22 protein-coding genes are annotated in these 19,362 nt (G+C 53.6%); 15 read left to right on the top strand and 7 right to left on the bottom strand.

Annotated features, from left to right (window positions below):
• Positions 1 to 3 precede the first annotated feature (3 nt).
• Entirely contained in the window at positions 4 to 1,224 is a 1,221-nt protein-coding gene (gene argD, locus GTGU_RS15125; protein ID WP_038158648.1) for a bifunctional acetylornithine/succinyldiaminopimelate transaminase, read from the top strand.
• Here argD and GTGU_RS15120 read toward each other — a convergent pair.
• Positions 1,211 to 3,301 (bottom strand): YccS/YhfK family putative transporter, encoded by a 2,091-nt coding sequence (locus GTGU_RS15120; protein ID WP_038158711.1) that lies wholly within the window; start codon positions 3,299 to 3,301, stop codon positions 1,211 to 1,213. The two genes, argD and GTGU_RS15120, sit on opposite strands and share 14 nt — an antisense overlap.
• A 50-nt stretch (positions 3,302 to 3,351) precedes the next feature.
• The gene (gene crp / locus GTGU_RS15115) at positions 3,352 to 3,984 is read right to left on the bottom strand and encodes a cAMP-activated global transcriptional regulator CRP (RefSeq protein ID WP_000242758.1); all 633 of its coding nucleotides are present in this window, start codon (positions 3,982 to 3,984) and stop codon (positions 3,352 to 3,354) included.
• Between the two features lie 306 nt (positions 3,985 to 4,290).
• Between crp and GTGU_RS15110 the strand changes: the two genes are divergently transcribed.
• The gene (locus GTGU_RS15110) at positions 4,291 to 4,695 is read left to right on the top strand and encodes an OsmC family protein (RefSeq protein WP_038158642.1); all 405 of its coding nucleotides are present in this window, start codon (positions 4,291 to 4,293) and stop codon (positions 4,693 to 4,695) included.
• A 38-nt stretch (positions 4,696 to 4,733) separates the two neighbouring features.
• Here the strand turns inward: GTGU_RS15110 and GTGU_RS15105 are convergent, their stop codons facing one another.
• From GTGU_RS15105 to GTGU_RS15095, 3 genes are read right to left on the bottom strand one after another with little or no spacing between them, the layout of a single operon-like run.
• A complete protein-coding gene (locus GTGU_RS15105; RefSeq protein ID WP_038158639.1) occupies positions 4,734 to 5,603 on the bottom strand; it encodes a phosphoribulokinase in 870 nt (289 codons plus the stop codon).
• 25 nt (positions 5,604 to 5,628) lie between these two features.
• Positions 5,629 to 5,856: a YheU family protein gene (locus GTGU_RS15100; RefSeq protein ID WP_038158635.1), complete on the bottom strand. Its 228-nt coding sequence runs from the start codon at positions 5,854 to 5,856 to the stop codon at positions 5,629 to 5,631.
• Entirely contained in the window at positions 5,850 to 6,875 is a 1,026-nt protein-coding gene (locus GTGU_RS15095; RefSeq protein ID WP_038158633.1) for a hydrolase, read from the bottom strand. Before GTGU_RS15095 ends, GTGU_RS15100 begins: the two co-directional genes overlap by 7 nt.
• Positions 6,876 to 7,074: 199 nt before the next feature.
• On the opposite strand from GTGU_RS15095, the gene GTGU_RS15090 reads away from it, so the two are divergent.
• Positions 7,075 to 7,380, top strand: coding sequence for a monooxygenase (locus GTGU_RS15090; protein ID WP_038158630.1), 306 nt, complete (start codon positions 7,075 to 7,077; stop codon positions 7,378 to 7,380).
• A 49-nt stretch (positions 7,381 to 7,429) separates the two neighbouring features.
• On the opposite strand, the gene GTGU_RS15085 is transcribed toward GTGU_RS15090, so the two are convergent.
• Complete coding sequence (locus GTGU_RS15085; RefSeq protein WP_038158626.1) at positions 7,430 to 9,334, bottom strand: ABC transporter ATP-binding protein; 1,905 nt, start codon at positions 9,332 to 9,334, stop codon at positions 7,430 to 7,432.
• Between the two features lie 124 nt (positions 9,335 to 9,458).
• On the opposite strand from GTGU_RS15085, the gene kefG reads away from it, so the two are divergent.
• The 4 genes from kefG (at position 9,459) to slyD (ending at position 12,703) form a co-directional block, all read left to right on the top strand.
• The gene (kefG, locus tag GTGU_RS15080) at positions 9,459 to 10,010 is read left to right on the top strand and encodes a glutathione-regulated potassium-efflux system ancillary protein KefG (protein ID WP_038158623.1); all 552 of its coding nucleotides are present in this window, start codon (positions 9,459 to 9,461) and stop codon (positions 10,008 to 10,010) included.
• On the top strand, positions 10,011 to 11,816 hold the full coding sequence (gene kefB / locus GTGU_RS15075; RefSeq protein ID WP_038158620.1) for a glutathione-regulated potassium-efflux system protein KefB: 1,806 nt from the start codon (positions 10,011 to 10,013) through the stop codon (positions 11,814 to 11,816).
• A gap of 10 nt (positions 11,817 to 11,826) precedes the next feature.
• Positions 11,827 to 12,027 (top strand): YheV family putative zinc ribbon protein, encoded by a 201-nt coding sequence (locus tag GTGU_RS15070; protein WP_038158617.1) that lies wholly within the window; start codon positions 11,827 to 11,829, stop codon positions 12,025 to 12,027.
• 94 nt (positions 12,028 to 12,121) lie between these two features.
• Positions 12,122 to 12,703 carry a peptidylprolyl isomerase gene (gene slyD / locus GTGU_RS15065; RefSeq protein ID WP_038158614.1) on the top strand — a complete coding sequence of 194 codons (582 nt, stop codon included), beginning with the start codon at positions 12,122 to 12,124 and terminating at the stop codon, positions 12,701 to 12,703.
• A gap of 71 nt (positions 12,704 to 12,774) precedes the next feature.
• Here slyD and GTGU_RS15060 read toward each other — a convergent pair whose 3' ends face one another.
• Complete coding sequence (locus GTGU_RS15060) at positions 12,775 to 12,993, bottom strand: protein SlyX (RefSeq protein WP_038158611.1); 219 nt, start codon at positions 12,991 to 12,993, stop codon at positions 12,775 to 12,777.
• 222 nt (positions 12,994 to 13,215) lie between these two features.
• Between GTGU_RS15060 and fkpA the strand changes: the two genes are divergently transcribed.
• From fkpA to fusA, 8 genes are all read left to right on the top strand, one after another.
• Positions 13,216 to 14,037, top strand: coding sequence for an FKBP-type peptidyl-prolyl cis-trans isomerase (gene fkpA / locus GTGU_RS15055; RefSeq protein ID WP_038158608.1), 822 nt, complete (start codon positions 13,216 to 13,218; stop codon positions 14,035 to 14,037).
• Between the two features lie 175 nt (positions 14,038 to 14,212).
• A complete protein-coding gene (locus GTGU_RS15050) occupies positions 14,213 to 14,935 on the top strand; it encodes a helix-turn-helix transcriptional regulator (protein ID WP_038158607.1) in 723 nt (240 codons plus the stop codon).
• Complete coding sequence (gene tusD / locus GTGU_RS15045; protein WP_038158604.1) at positions 14,935 to 15,321, top strand: sulfurtransferase complex subunit TusD; 387 nt, start codon at positions 14,935 to 14,937, stop codon at positions 15,319 to 15,321. The genes GTGU_RS15050 and tusD overlap by 1 nt, the downstream gene beginning before the upstream one ends.
• The gene (tusC, locus tag GTGU_RS15040; RefSeq protein WP_038158601.1) at positions 15,321 to 15,680 is read left to right on the top strand and encodes a sulfurtransferase complex subunit TusC; all 360 of its coding nucleotides are present in this window, start codon (positions 15,321 to 15,323) and stop codon (positions 15,678 to 15,680) included. Before tusD ends, tusC begins: the two co-directional genes overlap by 1 nt.
• Positions 15,681 to 15,687: 7 nt before the next feature.
• Positions 15,688 to 15,975 (top strand): sulfurtransferase complex subunit TusB, encoded by a 288-nt coding sequence (gene tusB, locus GTGU_RS15035; protein ID WP_038158708.1) that lies wholly within the window; start codon positions 15,688 to 15,690, stop codon positions 15,973 to 15,975.
• A gap of 125 nt (positions 15,976 to 16,100) precedes the next feature.
• Positions 16,101 to 16,475, top strand: a complete 375-nt coding sequence (gene rpsL / locus GTGU_RS15030; RefSeq protein WP_000246815.1) for a 30S ribosomal protein S12 — start codon at positions 16,101 to 16,103, stop codon at positions 16,473 to 16,475.
• Between the two features lie 95 nt (positions 16,476 to 16,570).
• Entirely contained in the window at positions 16,571 to 17,041 is a 471-nt protein-coding gene (gene rpsG, locus GTGU_RS15025) for a 30S ribosomal protein S7 (protein WP_013364441.1), read from the top strand.
• Positions 17,042 to 17,138: 97 nt separating this feature from the next.
• A complete protein-coding gene (fusA, locus tag GTGU_RS15020) occupies positions 17,139 to 19,253 on the top strand; it encodes an elongation factor G (RefSeq protein WP_038158586.1) in 2,115 nt (704 codons plus the stop codon).
• The last annotated feature ends 109 nt before the right edge of the window (positions 19,254 to 19,362 follow it).

The raw sequence follows: 19,362 nt of genomic DNA, 5'->3' as shown, positions 1-19,362 counted from the left end.
GGCATGGCAACTGAACAACCTGCAATTACCCGCGCAACATTCGATGAAGTGATATTGCCCATTTATGCACCAGCGGAATTTATTCCGGTGAAAGGCAAAGGCAGCCGGGTATGGGATCAGCAGGGCAAAGAGTACATTGATTTTGCGGGCGGTATTGCGGTCACCGCGCTGGGGCATTGTCATCCGCAACTGGTGGCAGCGCTGCACGCGCAGGGTGAGACGCTGTGGCATACCAGTAACGTTTTCACCAATGAACCGGCGCTGCGTCTTGGACGTAAGCTTGTCGACGCTACCTTTGCTGAGCGTGTGGTATTTATGAATTCAGGCACGGAAGCGAACGAAACCGCCTTTAAACTGGCGCGCTACTATGCCTCGACGCGCCACAGCCCCTATAAAACGAAAATTATCGCCTTCCATAACGCGTTTCACGGACGCTCACTGTTCACCGTCTCTGTCGGCGGACAACCAAAGTATTCCGATGGTTTTGGCCCGAAACCTGCCGATATCATCCACGTGCCATTCAATGACCTGCATGCGGTTGAAGCGGTGATGGATGACCACACCTGTGCGGTGGTGGTGGAGCCTGTCCAGGGCGAAGGCGGCGTCACGGCGGCAGCACCGGAGTTTCTGCAAGGGCTGCGCGACCTGTGCGATAAGCATCAGGCATTGCTGGTGTTTGATGAAGTGCAGTGTGGCATGGGGCGTACTGGCTCGCTGTTCGCGTATATGCATTATGGCGTGACGCCGGATATTCTCACCAGCGCGAAAGCCCTGGGCGGCGGTTTTCCCATCAGCGCGATGCTGACAACCGAGGAGATCGCCAGTGCGTTTCATGTGGGTTCCCACGGCTCCACCTACGGTGGTAACCCGCTGGCCTGTGCGGTGGCTGGCGCGGCGTTTGATATCATCAATACGCCAGCGGTGTTGAGTGGTATTCAGGTAAAACGCCAGCGCTTTGTTCAGCATTTGCAGCAGATCGATGCGCAGTACGATCTGTTCAGCGATATTCGCGGAATGGGATTGCTGATTGGCGCAGAGCTAAAACCGCAGTACCAGGGCCGTGCCAGGGACTTCCTCTATGCCGCCGCAGATGCCGGCGTGATGGTGCTTAATGCCGGGCCGGATGTCATGCGTTTTGCGCCGTCGCTGGTGATTGACGAGACTGATATCGACGAAGGCATGTCACGCCTGGCGCAGGCGGTGAACACCGTTATTGCGGCGTAGTTTTTCCGAAGTGTTTGGTCAGCCAGATGCCGTGATGCGGCCGCTGGCGCCACGCCACCGAGGAGATGGTGTGCATGGTATTAAGATGACCCAGTACGCGCTGAAGATGCTGTTCCATGGTACTTAATGCGCCGTGGGACAGCGTTTCCGGCGACTCCATAATGTTGGCGTCGCCGCTGCTTCCCGCCTCATCATATTCCAGCCGCTGTTGACAGCGTTGCAGGGCAATTTCACAGGACTGCAAATACCGTTGCGCCAGATCGGGCGTCAGCATCGTGTGCTCGCGCGCCAGCGTGGTCATGGCGTTGATATGCTCGACGATAAACTGGCTGTGCGTCACCCACAGTTTCATATCTTCCAGATAGCGGGTATTAAAACCGGGCTCCTGCATCGCCTGATTGAGCGAGTTAAACAGGGCATTGTGCGCCTGATTAACGCGCATCCGCTGATACGCCAGTGCCGGGGCTTTTGGATCGTCGCTCAGAATTAAGCGGATGGCGTCCTGATCGGCTTCCAGCGCATCCATCGCATTTTTACGCAGCAGCCCACTTTGCCATTGCGGCCACAGCCAGACCATACCGCCGAAGGCGATCAGACAGCCAATCACCGTATCGATAAAACGAGCGACGATAAACTCCTCGCCGTTCAACGTCAGTAACTGGATAGTGAATACCGCGGTAACCGTAAAGCCGACCGTCGCCCAGCCGTAGTTTTTGCGGATTATCAGATAGCTGACGAGCGTAATCACCAGCATCGCCGACAGCGTATAGCTTTCGGGAACATGGAAGTGCAGTGCGCCGCCGACGATAAACAATCCTGCCAGCGTCCCGGCGGCGCGGTGGAAAATCCGTACCCGTGTCGCGCCATACCCGTTTTGCGTCACCAGCAAAATCGTCATCATGATCCAGTACGGTTTTGGCAGATGCAGCGCCGTGCCCATCAGGCTGGCAATGCTTAGCATGACGCTAATGCGTGCGGCGCTGCGCAACGCGGAGGATTTCAGCGAAAGATAACTTTTCAGCGCCGGGAGCAGCGGCAGACGACGCGTTTTATCGGCCATCAGATTGCGCGGGTAGAGTGGTCGCTGGGTGCGCAGGACACGGGCAATGCGGCTGAAATGCCAGGCGCAGAACTGGCCGACCGGGTTGTCAGGGTGTTGATCGGCGATTTTCTCCAGTGCGCCAATTTGCTTATCCATACTGAAGCGGCTGGGATAACGATGGTAAAGGATATCGTCCGCCAGTACCCGCAGACGCGCGGCGACGGTCTGTGCGTTCCAGCGAATCACGGCTTCGGCGTGGCTGCGTTCCACCAGTTTCTGCACCTCTTCGGGCTGGTGGAGGCTGACGGAAATATGCTCCTGTAAATCCAGCCCAATCTGAAACGCCCGCAGCAGGCGTTTGTAATCGCGATTTTTATTGGCGGCCAGCATGTGAAGCTGCTGGTAACACTGGGTTATCAAATCCACCGTTTTTTGCTGGCGCGTCAACAAGGGGGGCAGCGCGGTATTCGGGTCGGTGTGCTGCGTCAGCATGCTGTATTTAGCTTCGCAATAATCTGCCAGTTGCCGGTAAAACAGGCTCAGGGATTCGCGCAGTGGCTGCTCTTTCCACAACCTGAACCAGAACCAGTTAAACAGCCCGTACCACAGTGTGCCGAGCGTATACAGCAGCAGTGGCTGCCAGACCGGCATATTTCCTGCCAGACTGAGCGTGAATATCGCGGCGATGAGTGAGGCTGGCAACAGGCGGGCATGCAGCGGACTGATCTCCGCGGTGACGCCCAGCACCATGGTCAGGCCGGTAAGAATGACGGGCAACGGAACGTCCCGGGCCAGCAATAACTGGACGACAAGGCTACAACCCGCGAATAGCGTGCCGCCAATAATCAGGCGCTTGAAAAAGCGTTTATGTGGTGTATCCAGCCCGGCGATGTTGCAGCAGGCGGGTACCAGCGAGAAGAGTAAACCGTGCTGTAGCTGACCGAAAAGCAGACCCACAATCACAGGAAGACACAACACCAGCGTCTGTCGCAGTGCGTAGTTAACTTCCGGGTGATAGATCAGTCTGCGCCACATGAAGAAAACAAAACGGCGCGTTGTGTTCGGCAACGCGCCGTCGGGCTGTGTTAGCGGGTACCGTATACGACGATGGTTTTACCGTGTGCGGAGATCAGGTTCTGATCTTCCAGCATTTTCAGTATACGACCCACAGTTTCGCGGGAGCAACCGACAATCTGACCGATTTCCTGACGAGTGATCTTGATCTGCATGCCGTCCGGGTGGGTCATGGCGTCTGGTTGTTTGGCCAGGTTCAGCAGCGTTTGTGCGATACGGCCGGTAACGTCCAGGAAGGCGAGGTTGCCCACTTTCTCGGAGGTGACCTGCAGACGACGAGCCATCTGAGACGAGAGGCGCATCAGGATGTCAGGGTTAACCTGGATGAGCTGACGGAATTTTTTATAGGAAATTTCAGCCACTTCACAAGCCGTTTTGGCGCGCACCCACGCACTACGTTCCTGCCCCTCTTCAAAGAGGCCTAATTCACCGATGAAATCGCCCTGGTTCAGGTAAGAAAGAATCATCTCTTTACCCTCTTCATCCTTGATGAGTACAGCCACCGAGCCTTTCACGATGTAATACAACGTTTCTGCTTTTTCACCCTGGTGAATTAGCGTGCTCTTTGACGGGTACTTATGAATGTGGCAATGAGACAAGAACCATTCGAGTGTCGGGTCTGTTTGCGGTTTGCCAAGCACCATGTGCGATTATCCTCTGTTATAAGCTGTCTCCAGCGGCATTAACTTCAGCCACTGGGTTGCAATCGAATTCTTCCCGATACCTGGGAAGGGGCTGATAAAATAATAATAACCAGCCAGTAATGTGATGTCCTCTGCATACATGCACTACTTCATTAGTATCACTGTAGCATCTCGTCTGTTTTAGCATAGCTTTTCCCGCCTGTCTCCTGGTGTCTCGCTTCAGCATGACGCAGGTCGCCTTCCGTTGCGAGAAATGTTATGTGCGCGTAATCTGTAAAGAAAATTGCAACCTGGGAGTTAAAAAATATGCAAGCGCGTGTGAAGTGGATTGAGGGGCTGACCTTCCTCGGCGAGTCGGCCTCAGGACATCAAATTCTTATGGATGGGAACTCCGGGGATAAGGCTCCCAGTCCGATGGAGATGGTGCTGATGGCAGCAGGCGGCTGTAGCGCTATCGACGTGGTTTCGATCCTGCAAAAAGGGCGTAACGATGTCACCGATTGTGAAGTAAAACTGACCTCAGAACGTCGTGAAGAAGCCCCCCGTTATTTTACAAGTATTAACCTTCACTTCATTGTGACGGGAAAAAGTCTGAAAGAGGCGGCAGTGTCCCGCGCGGTGGATCTTTCTGCGGAAAAATACTGCTCTGTGGCATTGATGCTCGAAAAAGCGGTGACGATTACGCATTCGTATGAAGTCATCGAAGGCTAAGGCCCCGGCGGGTAACAGAGTACTTACCCGCCTGCGTTTTAACCGATTTTCTTGCCTTCCATAATCCGCTGCACCAGCGGCATCATGATCAGTTCCATCGCCAGCCCCATTTTGCCGCCCGGCACTACCAGTGTATTCATATGCGAAATGAACGAGCCCTGAAGCATGGCCAGCAACCAGGGGTAATCGATGCCTTCCAGGTTACGGAAATGAATGACAACGAAGCTTTCATCCAGTGAAGGAATGCCTTTAGCCGCAAACGGGTTGGAGGTATCCACCGTCGGCACGCGCTGGAAGTTAATATGGGTGCGCGAAAACTGCGGTGTGATGAAGTTAATGTAGTCTTCCATCGAGCGAACGACGGAATCCATCACCGCTTCGCGTGAATGTCCGCGTTCGCTGGTATCGCGGATAAGTTTCTGGATCCATTCCAGGTTGACGATGGGTACCACGCCGACCAGTAAATCCACGTGGCTGGCGACATCGTGATCGTGAGTGACGACGCCACCGTGAAGCCCTTCATAAAACAGCACGTCAGTCGGTTCCGGCAGTGGCTGCCAGGGGGTAAAAGTGCCGGGGACTTGATTCCAGGGAACGGCTTCGTCATAGGTGTGCAGGTATTTTCGCGACTGACCTTTCCCGGAAAGACCGTATTCGCGGAAAGTCTGCTCCAGCAGACCAAAATCATTCGCTTCCGGGCCAAAATAGCTGATGTGCTTTCCCAAATCGCGCGCCTTACGGATGGCCATGTCCATTTCTGGGCGGGTATAGCGGTGAAAACTGTCGCCTTCCACTTCGGCAGCATGTAATTCAAGCTGGGCGAAGATTTTACGAAAGGCGAGGCTGGTGGTCGTGGTTCCTGCACCACTGGAGCCTGTGACGGCAATCACCGGATGTTTGGCAGACATAGCGAACAACTCCCTGAATGGGTTCTTAGTCGGGTGAGTCGCGGAACTGCGAGCGGGGCATAATATTGACCGTCTCGTGAAGTTCAGACCAGATAAGCACGGCCTCACCGTTTTGTAACTGTCGTTTGACGTCAGCGACTTTATCTTTTAGCGAACGTTCATGTTCACCATAGTCGGTGCCCTCGCGTAAGACAAAGCTTTCAATAAGATTATCCAGCGTCTCAGGCGGCAGCTCCTGCCAGGGAATCAGCATGACGGTACCCCCAGCCAGCGACTCAGCCAGTCCGGAATGCGCTTTTCCAGCCACATTTCCGGCTTACGCCATGTGCCTCCCACAAACCCAACATGGCCACCGTGTTCGGTCAGTTGATACTCAACGTTCACCGGCAAATGCGCTTTCGGTGGAATGGAGTGGTGATCCATAAACGGGTCATCCTTCGAATGGATAATCAGCGTCGGTTTCGTCACATGGCTTAACACCGGCATTGCGCTGCACTGGCGATAATAGTCCAGTGCGTCGGCGAAACCGTGGATTTTCGCGGTGATCAAATCGTCGAAGTCGCGAATACGGCGCACCGCTTTCAACTGACGTAAATCAACGGGCAGCGTGCCGGGATAGGCTTTCAGCTTCCGCGCGGCATTGGCTTTCAGCAAATTCAACAGATAGCGCTGGTATACGCGGGAAAAACCTTTGTTCATATGGTAGCTGCAGGCTTCGAGCATGAACGGCGCGGAAACGATGACGGCGGCATCCAGCGGAACCGCATCGCCCTCTTTTGCCAGCAGACAACCGAGCATATTGCCGCCGAGGGAATAGCCTACCGCAGCGGTCGGCACGTCGCCAAGTTCACGACGCAACCAGTGCAGGAACCAGGTACCGTCTTCGGTTTCACCGGAATGGTAAATACGTTCGTTGCGGTTCGGTTCGCCACTGCAGCCGCGAAAATGCATCACCACACCTAACCAGCCGCGCTGTCTGGCGGCGTTAATTAAACCATGCGCATAAGGGCTGTGCAGGCTGCCTTCCAGACCGTGGAAGACCACCAGTCGGGGTTTATGTCGCGCCTGTGTGGGATCTTCGCTCCAGGCCAGATCGACGAAATCGCCATCAGGAAGCTCCAGCCGTTGCCAGTGTGGAATGAACTGTAACTTCCGGCGGATGAGCCGAGGCAGCATGGTTTGCAGGTGGCGATTGCTTCCGCCCCGCATGGGGATAAACGCGGCACTGTCGTCAGGCGGAAGGTCGATTTCAACAGGGGTAATCTGAGCCATAATTGTGCGATATCTTCAAATAATCAGTGTTTACTATACCGTCACTCTACGTTTGTGTTTATGAAAACGAGGCAAATGATGGAGATTTACGCGGTTACCCACGTTTTTGTGCGCGGAGGCACGAATTGCGCCAGGGGCCGCAAAAAACATGGTATTTTTTGTGGTTATACTTAAGGCCAATTCATTCCGGGAGGGAACGATGTCCAGAAAATTATTGCAGATCCATTTCAGTTTTAACGGCCCCTTTGGCGAGGAAATGTCCCGTCAACTGGTGGATCTCGCCAGATCGATTAATGAGGAGCCGGGGTTCATCTGGAAGATCTGGACCGAAAACGAGAAAAACCACGAAGCCGGTGGTATTTACCTGTTTGAATCCGAAGAGACGGCGCTGGCGTACGTGAAAAAACATGCGGCGCGTCTGAAAACGTTTGGCGTTGAAGAGGTGATTTTCAAACTCTTTGACGTGAATGCAACGCTCACCGGTATTAACCACGGCACGCTGTGATCCTCAGGTAAAAACAGGCTTTGTCATCCACAAAGCCTGATTTCCACACTTAGTTTTCCTGTTGCATCTGTTCGAGCTGTTCCTGCGCCTCCAGCCATGCCATTTCACAGGACTCAAGACCGGACTTAGCGCTGGCCTGTTGTTGCAGACAATCCGTCAGCTCGTTTTTACGCTCAGGATCGTACAGCGCGCTGTCGCCCAGTTTTTCTTCCGCCTGCGCCAGTTGGGCATGCAGTTTTTCCATCTCTTTTTCTAAACGGGCAATTTCTTTGCGCAACGGCTGGGTTTGTGCGCGAAGCTCCGCGTCACGGCGCTTCTGATCTTTACGCGCCTGCGCGCTATTGACGTTTTCTTTCGACGACTCCGCTGGCTGGTTTTCCTGTTTCTGAACGTCGCTCAGCCACTGCTGATAATCATCCAGATCACCATCAAAAGGTTCCACTTTTCCGTCATGCACCAGATAAAGATCGTCAGTCGTCGAACGCAAAAGATGGCGGTCGTGCGAGACCACTACCAGTGCGCCTTCAAATTCAATCAACGCTTCGGTCAGCGCCTGGCGCATGTCGAGATCGAGGTGGTTGGTGGGTTCATCTAGCAGCAGCAGGTTAGGGCGTTGCCAGATAATCAGCGCCAGTACCAGTCGCGCCTTTTCACCACCAGAGAAACGGGCAGTGTGCTCGCTGACTTTATCGCCCTGGAAACCAAAACCGCCGAGATAGTCGCGGAGCTTTTGTTCCAGCTCCTGCGGCGCGAGGCGGGTCAGATGTTGAAGCGGGGATTCATCAGCGCGTAAAAACTCCAGCTGATGTTGCGCGAAGTAACCAAGCTTAATGCCTTTTGCCAGACCAATGTCGCCGCTCACTGGTGCCAGCTCGCCTGCCAGCAGCTTAATCAGGGTCGATTTCCCTGCCCCGTTACGGCCCAGCAGGCCGATGCGCGAGCCAGGCACCAGATTCAGCTTGATGGAGTCGAGGATAATTCGCTCGCCATAGCCTGCGCTGACCTTTTCCATCTTCAGCAAGGGGTTCGGCAGGCTTTCCGGCAGGCGGAAGCTGAAATGGAACGGATTGTCGACGTGCGCAGGGGCGATAAGCTCCATACGTTCGAGCATCTTAATGCGGCTTTGCGCCTGTCGGGCTTTCGTCGCTTTTGCGCGGAAACGGTCGATGTAGCTTTGCAGATGCGCCACGCGCAACTGCTGGCTTTCATACATCGCCTGTTGCTGCGCGAGGCGCGTTGCGCGCTGGCGCTCGAACGAGCTGTAATTACCGGTGTATTCGAACATGGTTTCCTGTTCGATATGGATAATTTTATCGACCACCGGGTCCAGAAAGTCGCGATCGTGAGAGATAAGGATCAGGGTGCCCTGATAGCTTTTCAGCCATTTTTCCAGCCAGATTACCGCGTCAAGATCGAGGTGGTTGGTCGGTTCATCAAGCAACAACAAATCGGAGCGGCAAATCAGCGCCTGTGCCAGGTTAAGGCGCATGCGCCAGCCACCGGAGAAATCGCTCACCGGACGCTCCAGCTGTTCATTACTGAACCCAAGACCGTGCAGCAGGCTGGCGGCGCGGGCGCGAATGGTCCAGGCGTCAATGGCGTCCAGCTTGCCGTGGATGATTGCAATCGCATGACCATCGTTGCGCTCGTTGGCCTGTAGAAGTTCAGCTTCCAGCTGACGGTATTCGCGATCGCCATCGATCACATAGTCTAAAGCAGGTTCCGGTAATGCCGGTGTTTCCTGATTGACCCACGCCAGCTGCCAGTTCCCCGGATAGGTGAAACTGCCGGCATCGGCAGTGATCTCATTTTTTAACAACGCCAGCAGCGTGGATTTACCACAACCGTTTTTACCCACCAGACCGACTTTTTGTCCTGGGTTGATGGTTGCGGTGGCGTTTTCAATCAGGACGCGAACGCCGCGACGAATTTGTAACGAGGAGAAAACAATCATAAGGCGCCGTATGTTCAGACTATGTTAATTTGTCATTATGATAATGTAAGGTGTGAGCATTTTGCCGCACCGGGCCGCCATGGTAGCCCAAAACGACAACGATTCAAAAACCGGGAGGGGTCTGATGTCTCAGACAGCGAAAGTTTTGCTGCTGTATGCCCATCCGGAATCTCAGGATTCGGTGGCGAACCGGGTCCTGCTTAAGCCGGCACTGCAGCTCAGTAACGTAACGGTACATGACCTTTATGCACACTATCCTGACTTCTTTATTGATATCCCGCGCGAGCAGCAGTTGCTGCGCGAGCACGACGTGATCGTTTTTCAGCACCCGCTGTATACCTACAGCTGTCCGGCGTTACTGAAAGAGTGGCTCGACCGCGTGCTGAGTCGGGGGTTCGCCAGCGGAGTGGGAGGGAACCAACTGGCGGGAAAGTACTGGCGTAGCGTCATCACCACTGGCGAACCGGAAGCGGCCTATCGTCATGATGGGCTGAATCGCTATCCGATGAGCGATATCCTGCGACCGTTTGAACTGACCGCGGCGATGTGTCGTATGCACTGGATGAATCCGATCATTATTTACTGGGCCCGCCGTCAGCCGACGGAAGAACTGGTCAGTCACGCTAAAGCTTATGGCGAATGGCTGGCGTCACCTGTCGCGACTGGAGGTCTTTGAATGGAAGGATCGGATCTGCTGTTGGCGGGAGTGATATTTTTATTTGCGGCGGTTGTCGTGGTGCCGTTTGCGGCGCGTCTGGGGATCGGTGCGGTGCTGGGGTATCTGCTGGCGGGGATCGTCATTGGCCCGTGGGGGTTGGGATTCATCAGCGATGTCGATGAAATCCTTCATTTCTCCGAGCTTGGCGTGGTGTTCCTGATGTTTATCATCGGGCTGGAACTGAATCCATCGAAGCTCTGGCAACTACGACGCTCTATTTTTGGTATCGGCGCGCTGCAGGTTGTGCTCAGTGCGGCGATCCTGGCGGGGCTGCTGATTCTGACGCAGTTTTCATGGCAGGCAGCGGTAGTCGGTGGTATTGGTCTGGCGATGTCTTCGACCGCGATGGCGCTGCAACTGATGCGGGACAAAGGCATGAACCGCAGCGAGGCCGGGCAACTGGGGTTTTCGGTGCTGTTGTTCCAGGATCTGGCTGTTATCCCCGCGCTGGCGATGGTGCCGCTGCTGGCAGGAAACGGCGACGATCATCCTGACTGGATGAAAATTGGCCTGAAAGTGCTGGTGTTTGCCGGCGTGCTGGTCGGCGGACGATTCCTGTTGCGACCGGTATTCCGCTTTATTGCCGCCTCGGGCGTGCGTGAAGTCTTTACCGCCGCGACGCTATTGTTAGTGCTCGGCTCGGCGCTGTTCATGGACGCGCTGGGCCTGTCGATGGCGCTGGGGACGTTTATCGCCGGGGTACTGCTGGCGGAAAGCGAGTATCGCCACGAGCTGGAAATCGCTATTGATCCGTTTAAGGGGTTGCTGCTGGGGCTCTTCTTCATTTCCGTCGGCATGGCGCTGAATCTTGGCGTGCTCTACACCCATGTACTGTGGGTGGTGGTCAGTGTGATGGTTCTGGTGGCTGTAAAAACGCTGGTGCTGTATGTGCTGGCGCGGGTTAACGGGTTGCGCAGTTCGGAACGGATGCAGTTTGCCGGCGTGCTGAGTCAGGGTGGGGAATTTGCCTTTGTGCTGTTTTCCAGCGCCTCATCGCAGCGACTGTTTCAGGATGATCAAATGGCGCTGCTGCTGGTGACCGTCACCCTGTCGATGATGACCACACCGCTATTAATGAAAGCGATTAACGTGCTACTTTCCCGCCGCCTGAATACGCCGGAAGAAGAAGACGAAGCGCCCTGGGTGGAAAACGATAAACCGCAGGTGATTGTGGTGGGCTTTGGCCGTTTCGGTCAGGTGATTGGCCGCTTGCTGATGGCCAATAAAATGCGCATCACCGTGCTGGAACGTGATATCAGCGCCGTCAACCTGATGCGAAAGTATGGCTATAAAGTGTATTTCGGCGATGCCACTCAGGTGGAACTGCTGCGTTCCGCCGGTGCAGAAGAAGCACAGTCGATTGTGATCACCTGCAATGACCCGGAAGATACCATGAAACTGGTGGAAATCTGCCAGCAGCATTTTCCACATTTGCATATCCTGGCGCGAGCGCGGGGGCGTGTTGAGGCGCATGAATTACTGCAGGCAGGCGTCAAACTTTTCTCCCGCGAAACATTTTCCAGTGCGCTGGAACTGGGGCGCAAAGCGCTGATTTCTTTAGGTATGCACCCGCATCAGGCGCAGCGTGCACAACTGCATTTCCGGCGGCTCGACATGCGCATGTTGCGCGAGCTGATGCCGGTGCATACGGATACTCAGCAGATCTCCCGCGTTCGGGAAGCAAGACGCGAGCTGGAAGAGATTTTCCAGCGAGAGATGCAACAGGAACGACGCCAGCTGGATGGCTGGGACGAATTTGAATAGAAGGTGAACGATGAGCGTGCGTAAACGTTTTATTGCAGGCGCGAAATGCCCGGCGTGCCAGGCACAGGATTCTCTGGCGATGTGGCGAGAGAATAATGTTGATATTGTTGAATGCGTTAAGTGCGGGCACCAGATGCGCGAGGCGGATAAAGAGGCCCGCGAGCACGTTCGCAAAGACGAGCAAGTGATTGGCATTTTTCATCCAGAGTAGCGATCTTCGCTGTCTTTTTTTAAGCTAGTGGGTACACGGGTGCAGAATTCCGCTACAATCTGCGCCACTATTCTTCCCATGCTCAGGAGATATCATGAAAGTAGCAAAAGACCTGGTGGTCAGCCTGGCCTATCAGGTACGTACAGAAGACGGTGTGTTGGTTGATGAGTCTCCGGTGAGTGCGCCGCTGGACTACCTGCATGGTCACGGCTCCCTGATTTCCGGCCTGGAAAACGCGCTGGACGGTCACGAAGTGGGCGACAAATTTGATGTTGCTGTTACCGCAAACGATGCATACGGTCAGTATGATGAAAACCTGGTGCAGCGTGTGCCAAAAGACGTCTTCATGGGCGTTGACGAGCTGCAGGTAGGTATGCGTTTCCTGGCGGAAACCGACCAGGGTCCGGTTCCGGTTGAAATCACTGAAGTTGAAGACGACCACGTCGTGGTTGATGGCAACCACATGCTGGCTGGTCAGAACCTGAAATTCAACGTTGAAGTGGTTGCGATTCGCGAAGCGACGGCGGAAGAACTGGCTCACGGCCACGTTCACGGTGCGCATGATCATCACCACGATCATGATCACGACCACGACGGTTGCTGCGGCGGTCACGGCCATGGCCACGAACATGGTAAAGGTGGTTGTGGTGGTCACGGCGGTTGCGGCTGTCACTAAATACCCATTGTCTTTCAGGCTGCAGGGGCGTTGTTAAAAGATAAAGCGGGGGAATCCCCGCTTTTTTCGCATTAATAATGGGGCGGCGGCGTCTCTTCTGACTGCGCTGCAATCTGCGAAGGCTGGCTGGCTTTAAGCTTTTCTGTCATCAGACGAATATGATCACGCAGTTTTGCCATCTCCATCTCATGGGCCGTCACGGTTTGATTCAGGTCTTCAATGGTGACCTCCTGAAACGCCAGTCGACTCTCTAATTCTGCCAGTCGCGCTTCCATTGTTTTGTCGCTCATCATTGACCCCCTGTTCTGAAATAGTCGCGGCGGATTCTACTTAACTTTACGATTCTTCGCAGCTTTCCGCTGCCGCAGAGGAAACTAATTTACACAAAAATAGTCTGAAAAGACGCGATATTCAGGAGCGTTCGTATGTAGATTTCTTTTGCAACGTTTTATAGTACGCTTCTCATTTACGTTAACCCTGGGGCGAGAGATGCCCCGGCCCTGGAGAGATGGATGAAATCATTTTTTAAAGTAACGCTTCTGGCAACCACAATGGCCGTAGCCCTGAATGCGCCGCTGGCATTTGCTGCTGATGCGGCAAAACCAGCCGCTACAGCGGCCAACAGCAAAGCTACGTTCAAAAACGACGACCAGAAGTCTGCTTACGCCCTGGGAGCATCATTGGGTCGTTACATGGAGAACTCCCTGAAAGAGCAAGAAAAACTGGGCATTAAACTGGATAAAGATCAGCTGATCGCCGGTGTTCAGGACGCTTTTGCCAATAAAAGCAAACTCTCCGATCAGGAAATCGAACAGACTCTGCAGGCGTTCGAAACCCGTGTGAAAACCTCTGCTCAGCAGAAAATGGAAAAAGACGCTGCGGATAACGAAGCGAAAGGCAAAACCTACCGCGACACCTTCGCCAAAGAGAAAGGTGTGAAAACCTCTTCTACGGGTCTGCTGTATAAAGTAGAGAAAGAAGGGACCGGCGATGCGCCGAAAGACAGCGATACTGTGGTCGTGAACTACAAAGGTACGCTGATCGACGGTAAAGAGTTCGATAACTCTTATACGCGTGGTGAACCGCTGAGCTTCCGTCTGGACGGCGTAATCCCGGGCTGGACTGAAGGTCTGAAGAACATCAAGAAAGGCGGCAAGATCAAGATGGTCATCCCGCCAGATCTGGCTTACGGCAAAACCGGCGTCCCGGGTATCCCGGCTAACTCCACGCTGGTCTTTGATGTCGAGCTGCTGGATATCAAGCCAGCACCAAAGGCAGACGCTAAACCTGAAGCTGCCGCGGACGAAAAAGCCGCTGAAACCAGCAAAAAATAAGGCAATCAAAGCCGCCGCCTCACAGGGCGGCGGTTTTTTTATTTCAGGGCAGATATAATTAACACTGGAAAGCGCCTCATGCGCTGTATTACCTTAGATGCCCTTAGAATGATGATGATGATGAGCCTGCCCTGACCATCTAACGACAGGCTCCTGAAAAGGAGTGCTTTTTTTCATGTCCAGGTCGCTATTAACCAATGAAACCAGTGAACTTGATTTACTGGATCAACGTCCTTTTGAGCAAACCGACTTTGATATTCTCAAATCCTACGAAGCGGTCGTGGACGGGTTAGCGATGCTTATCGGCTCCCATTGTGAAATTGTGTTGCACTCTTTGCAGGACCTTAAGTGTTCGGCCATCCGTATTGCGAACGGCGAGCACACCGGGCGCAAAATCGGATCGCCCATTACCGATCTTGCTCTGCGCATGCTGCACGATATGACCGGAGCTGATAGCAGCGTTTCCAAATGCTATTTCACTCGCGCTAAAAGCGGCGTGCTGATGAAGTCCGTCACCATTGCTATTCGCAATCGCGATCAGCGCGTCATCGGCCTGCTGTGCATCAATATGAATCTGGATGTCCCGTTTTCCCAGATCATGGGGACTTTTATTCCGCCGGAAACGCCGGAAGTGAATTCACAGGTCAACTTCGCTTCTTCTGTTGAGGATCTGGTGACCCAGACGCTGGAATTCACCATCGAAGAGGTTAATGCCGATCGGAACGTTTCAAATAACGCTAAAAATCGCCAGATCGTCCTTAATCTTTATGAAAAAGGGATCTTCGATATTAAAGACGCTATCAACCAGGTGGCCGACCGTCTGAATATTTCGAAGCACACGGTGTACCTTTATATTCGTCAGTTCAAAAGTGGCGACTTCCTGGGGCAAGATAAGTAATGCGATTTGCCCTTATGGTGACAGGCCCTGCCTACGGTACGCAGCAGGCCAGCAGCGCATTGCAATTTGCGTGGGCGCTGGCGGCGGAAGGGCATGAGCTTGTCAGCGTCTTCTTCTATCGCGAAGGGGTGTATAACGCGAATCAGCTGACTTCACCCGCCAGCGATGAATTTGACCTGGTGCGGGCGTGGCAACAGCTTCATGAGCAGCAGGGCGTTGAACTCCATATCTGTGTGGCCGCCGCGCTGCGTCGTGGCGTCACTGATGAAACCGAAGCGCACCAGCTTGGCCTTCCTGCTTTTAACCTGCAGCCGGGCTTTAGATTGAGTGGTCTGGGGGCGCTGGCAGAAGCCACATTAACCTGCGACCGCGTGGTGCAATTCTGATGAAACGCGTCGCCTTTGTCTTTTCCACCGCACCACATGGGAGCGCTTCAGGGCGTGAAGGGCTGGATGCGTTACTGGCCACCTCCGCACTGACGGACGAGATCGGTGTGTTCTTTGTCGGCGACGGCGTGTTGCAAATCCTCGACGGACAGCATCCACAAACGGTACTGGCACGTGATTACATCGCGACCTTCAAACTGCTGCCGCTGTACGATATCGAACAATGCTGGACGTGCGCGGCCTCGCTGCGTGAGCGCGGCATCTGCGACGCTGCCAGATGGGTGGTTGACGCGAAGGCGCTGGAGCCTGAAGCGCTGCGTCAGCAGCTCGATTGTTTTGATGTCATTCTCCGCTTCTGAGGCGCTCATGCTGCACATTTTACGTTGTTCTCCCTGGCATGCTGACATCAACGCGCTTTTGCGGCTGGTGAAAGAGGGCGACGATCTGTTGTTGCTCTCCGATGGTGTGCTGGCTGCGGTTGAAGGCAGCCGCTTTATTGAAATTCTTAAAAAAGCCCCCATATCGCTTCATGCCCTGCAGGAAGACGTTGAAGCCCGGGGGCTTTCCGGTCAAATTTCGAGCAGTGTCGTCAGGGTTGACTATACTGATTTCGTCAGGCTCACCGTCAAACATCCAGGGCTGCTGGCCTGGTGAAGATCAGAACGTTGTATATTTCTTGACACCTTTTCAGCGTGGCCCTAAAATTTCGCGTCCTCATATTGTATGAGGTCGTTTTATTACGTGTTTACGAAGCAAAAGCTAAAACCAGGAGCTATTTAATGGCAACAGTTAACCAGCTGGTACGCAAACCACGTGCACGCAAAGTTGCAAAGAGCAACGTGCCTGCGCTGGAAGCATGCCCGCAGAAACGTGGCGTATGTACTCGTGTATATACCACCACTCCTAAGAAACCGAACTCCGCACTGCGTAAAGTTTGCCGTGTGCGTCTGACTAACGGTTTCGAAGTCACCTCCTATATCGGTGGTGAAGGTCACAACCTGCAGGAGCACTCCGTGATCCTGATCCGTGGCGGTCGTGTAAAAGACCTCCCGGGTGTTCGTTACCACACCGTTCGTGGTGCGCTTGACTGCTCTGGCGTTAAAGACCGTAAGCAGGCTCGCTCCAAGTATGGCGTGAAGCGTCCTAAGGCTTAATGGTTCTCCGTTAAGTAAGGCCAAACGTTTTAAATTAATGTCAAACTAAACTCTTTGAGTTTTGGACAATCCTGAATTAACAACGGAGTATTTCCATGCCACGTCGTCGCGTCATTGGTCAGCGTAAAATTCTGCCGGATCCGAAGTTCGGATCAGAACTGCTGGCTAAATTTGTCAATATCCTGATGGTAGATGGTAAAAAATCTACTGCAGAATCAATCGTATACAGCGCGCTGGAGACCCTGGCTCAGCGCTCTGGTAAAAATGAACTGGAAGCTTTCGAAGTAGCTCTCGAAAACGTGCGCCCGACTGTCGAAGTCAAGTCTCGCCGCGTTGGTGGTTCTACTTATCAGGTACCAGTTGAAGTCCGTCCGGTTCGCCGCAATGCTCTGGCAATGCGTTGGATCGTTGAAGCTGCTCGTAAACGCGGTGATAAATCTATGGCCCTGCGTCTGGCGAACGAACTCACTGACGCTGCAGACAACAAAGGTACTGCAGTTAAGAAACGTGAAGACGTTCACCGTATGGCAGAAGCCAACAAGGCGTTCGCACACTACCGCTGGTAATCCCATCGGAGTTTTAGTCACCAGGCGGGCGCTTCAGGTAAGCTGCCCGCACTGGGTTACTTAATCTGAACGCCTAAAGAGACAAACGAGGAATCAAATGGCTCGTACAACACCCATCGCACGCTACCGTAACATCGGTATCAGTGCGCACATCGACGCCGGTAAAACCACTACTACCGAACGTATTCTGTTCTACACCGGTGTAAACCACAAAATCGGTGAAGTTCATGACGGCGCCGCAACCATGGACTGGATGGAGCAGGAGCAGGAACGTGGTATCACCATCACTTCCGCTGCGACTACTGCATTCTGGTCAGGTATGGCTAAGCAGTATGAACCGCACCGTGTCAACATCATCGACACCCCGGGGCACGTTGACTTCACTATCGAAGTAGAACGTTCCATGCGTGTACTCGATGGTGCGGTAATGGTTTACTGCGCAGTTGGTGGTGTTCAGCCGCAGTCTGAAACCGTATGGCGTCAGGCGAACAAATATAAAGTTCCACGCATTGCGTTCGTTAACAAAATGGACCGCATGGGTGCGAACTTCCTGAAAGTTGTTGGTCAGATCAAAACCCGTCTCGGCGCGAACCCGGTTCCGCTGCAGCTGGCAATTGGTGCTGAAGAAGCTTTCACCGGCGTTATCGACCTGGTGAAAATGAAAGCCATCAACTGGAACGATGCAGACCAGGGCGTTACCTTCGAATACGAAGATATCCCGGCTAACATGCAGGAACTGGCTGACGAATGGCACCAGAACCTGATCGAGTCCGCAGCTGAAGCTTCTGAAGAGCTGATGGAAAAATACCTGGGCGGTGAAGAACTGACTGAAGAAGAGATCAAAAAAGCTCTGCGTCAGCGCGTTCTCAACAACGAAATCATCCTGGTAACTTGCGGTTCTGCGTTCAAGAACAAAGGTGTACAGGCGATGCTGGATGCGGTAGTTGACTACCTGCCATCCCCGGTAGACGTTCCTGCGATCAACGGTATTCTGGACGACGGTAAAGATACTCCGGCTGAGCGTCACGCTAGCGATGATGAGCCTTTCTCTGCACTGGCATTTAAAATCGCTACCGACCCGTTCGTGGGTAACCTGACCTTCTTCCGTGTGTACTCTGGTGTGGTTAACTCCGGTGATACCATCCTGAACTCCGTGAAAGCGGCTCGTGAACGTTTTGGTCGTATCGTTCAGATGCACGCCAACAAACGTGAAGAGATCAAAGAAGTTCGCGCTGGCGACATCGCTGCAGCGATCGGTCTGAAAGATGTGACCACAGGTGATACCCTGTGTGATCCGGATCATCCGATCATTCTGGAGCGTATGGAATTCCCGGAACCGGTAATCTCCATCGCCGTAGAACCGAAAACCAAAGCTGACCAGGAAAAAATGGGTCTGGCTCTGGGCCGTCTGGCTAAAGAAGACCCGTCTTTCCGTGTATGGACTGACGAAGAATCTAACCAGACCATTATCGCTGGTATGGGTGAACTGCACCTCGACATCATCGTTGACCGTATGAAGCGTGAATTCAACGTTGAAGCGAACGTCGGTAAACCTCAGGTTGCTTACCGCGAAGCAATTCGCGCGAAAGTTACCGATATCGAAGGTAAACACGCCAAGCAGTCTGGTGGTCGTGGTCAGTACGGTCATGTTGTTATCGACATGTACCCGCTGGAGCCGGGCTCAAACCCGAAAGGTTACGAGTTCATCAACGACATCAAAGGTGGTGTAATTCCTGGTGAATACATCCCTGCCGTTGATAAAGGCATCCAGGAGCAGCTGAAGTCTGGTCCGCTGGCGGGTTACCCGGTAGTTGATCTCGGTGTGCGTCTGCACTTCGGTTCTTACCATGACGTTGACTCCTCTGAGCTGGCGTTTAAACTGGCGGCTTCTATCGCCTTTAAAGATGGCTTTAAGAAAGCAAAACCTGTTCTTCTTGAGCCGATCATGAAGGTTGAAGTTGAAACGCCGGAAGAGAACACCGGTGACGTTATCGGTGACTTGAGCCGTCGTCGCGGTATGCTGCGTGGTCAGGAATCCGAAGTGACTGGCGTTAAGATCCACGCTGAAGTTCCGCTGTCTGAAATGTTCGGATATGCAACTCAGCTGCGTTCTCTGACCAAAGGTCGTGCATCATACACCATGGAATTCCTGAAGTATGATGATGCGCCGAACAACGTTGCTCAGGCCGTAATTGAAGCCCGTGGTAAATAAGCCGCAGGGTTAAAACCAAAGTCCCGTGCTCTCTCCACGAGGGGAGAGCACTATAGTAAGGAATATAGCCGTGTCTAAAGAAAAATTTGAACGTACAAAACCGCACGTC

This window comes from Trabulsiella guamensis ATCC 49490 (genome assembly GCF_000734965.1).
GTDB lineage: Bacteria > Pseudomonadota > Gammaproteobacteria > Enterobacterales > Enterobacteriaceae > Trabulsiella > Trabulsiella guamensis.
Note: the sequence above shows the minus strand (reverse complement) of the source record. Positions and strands in the feature narration are given on the sequence as shown.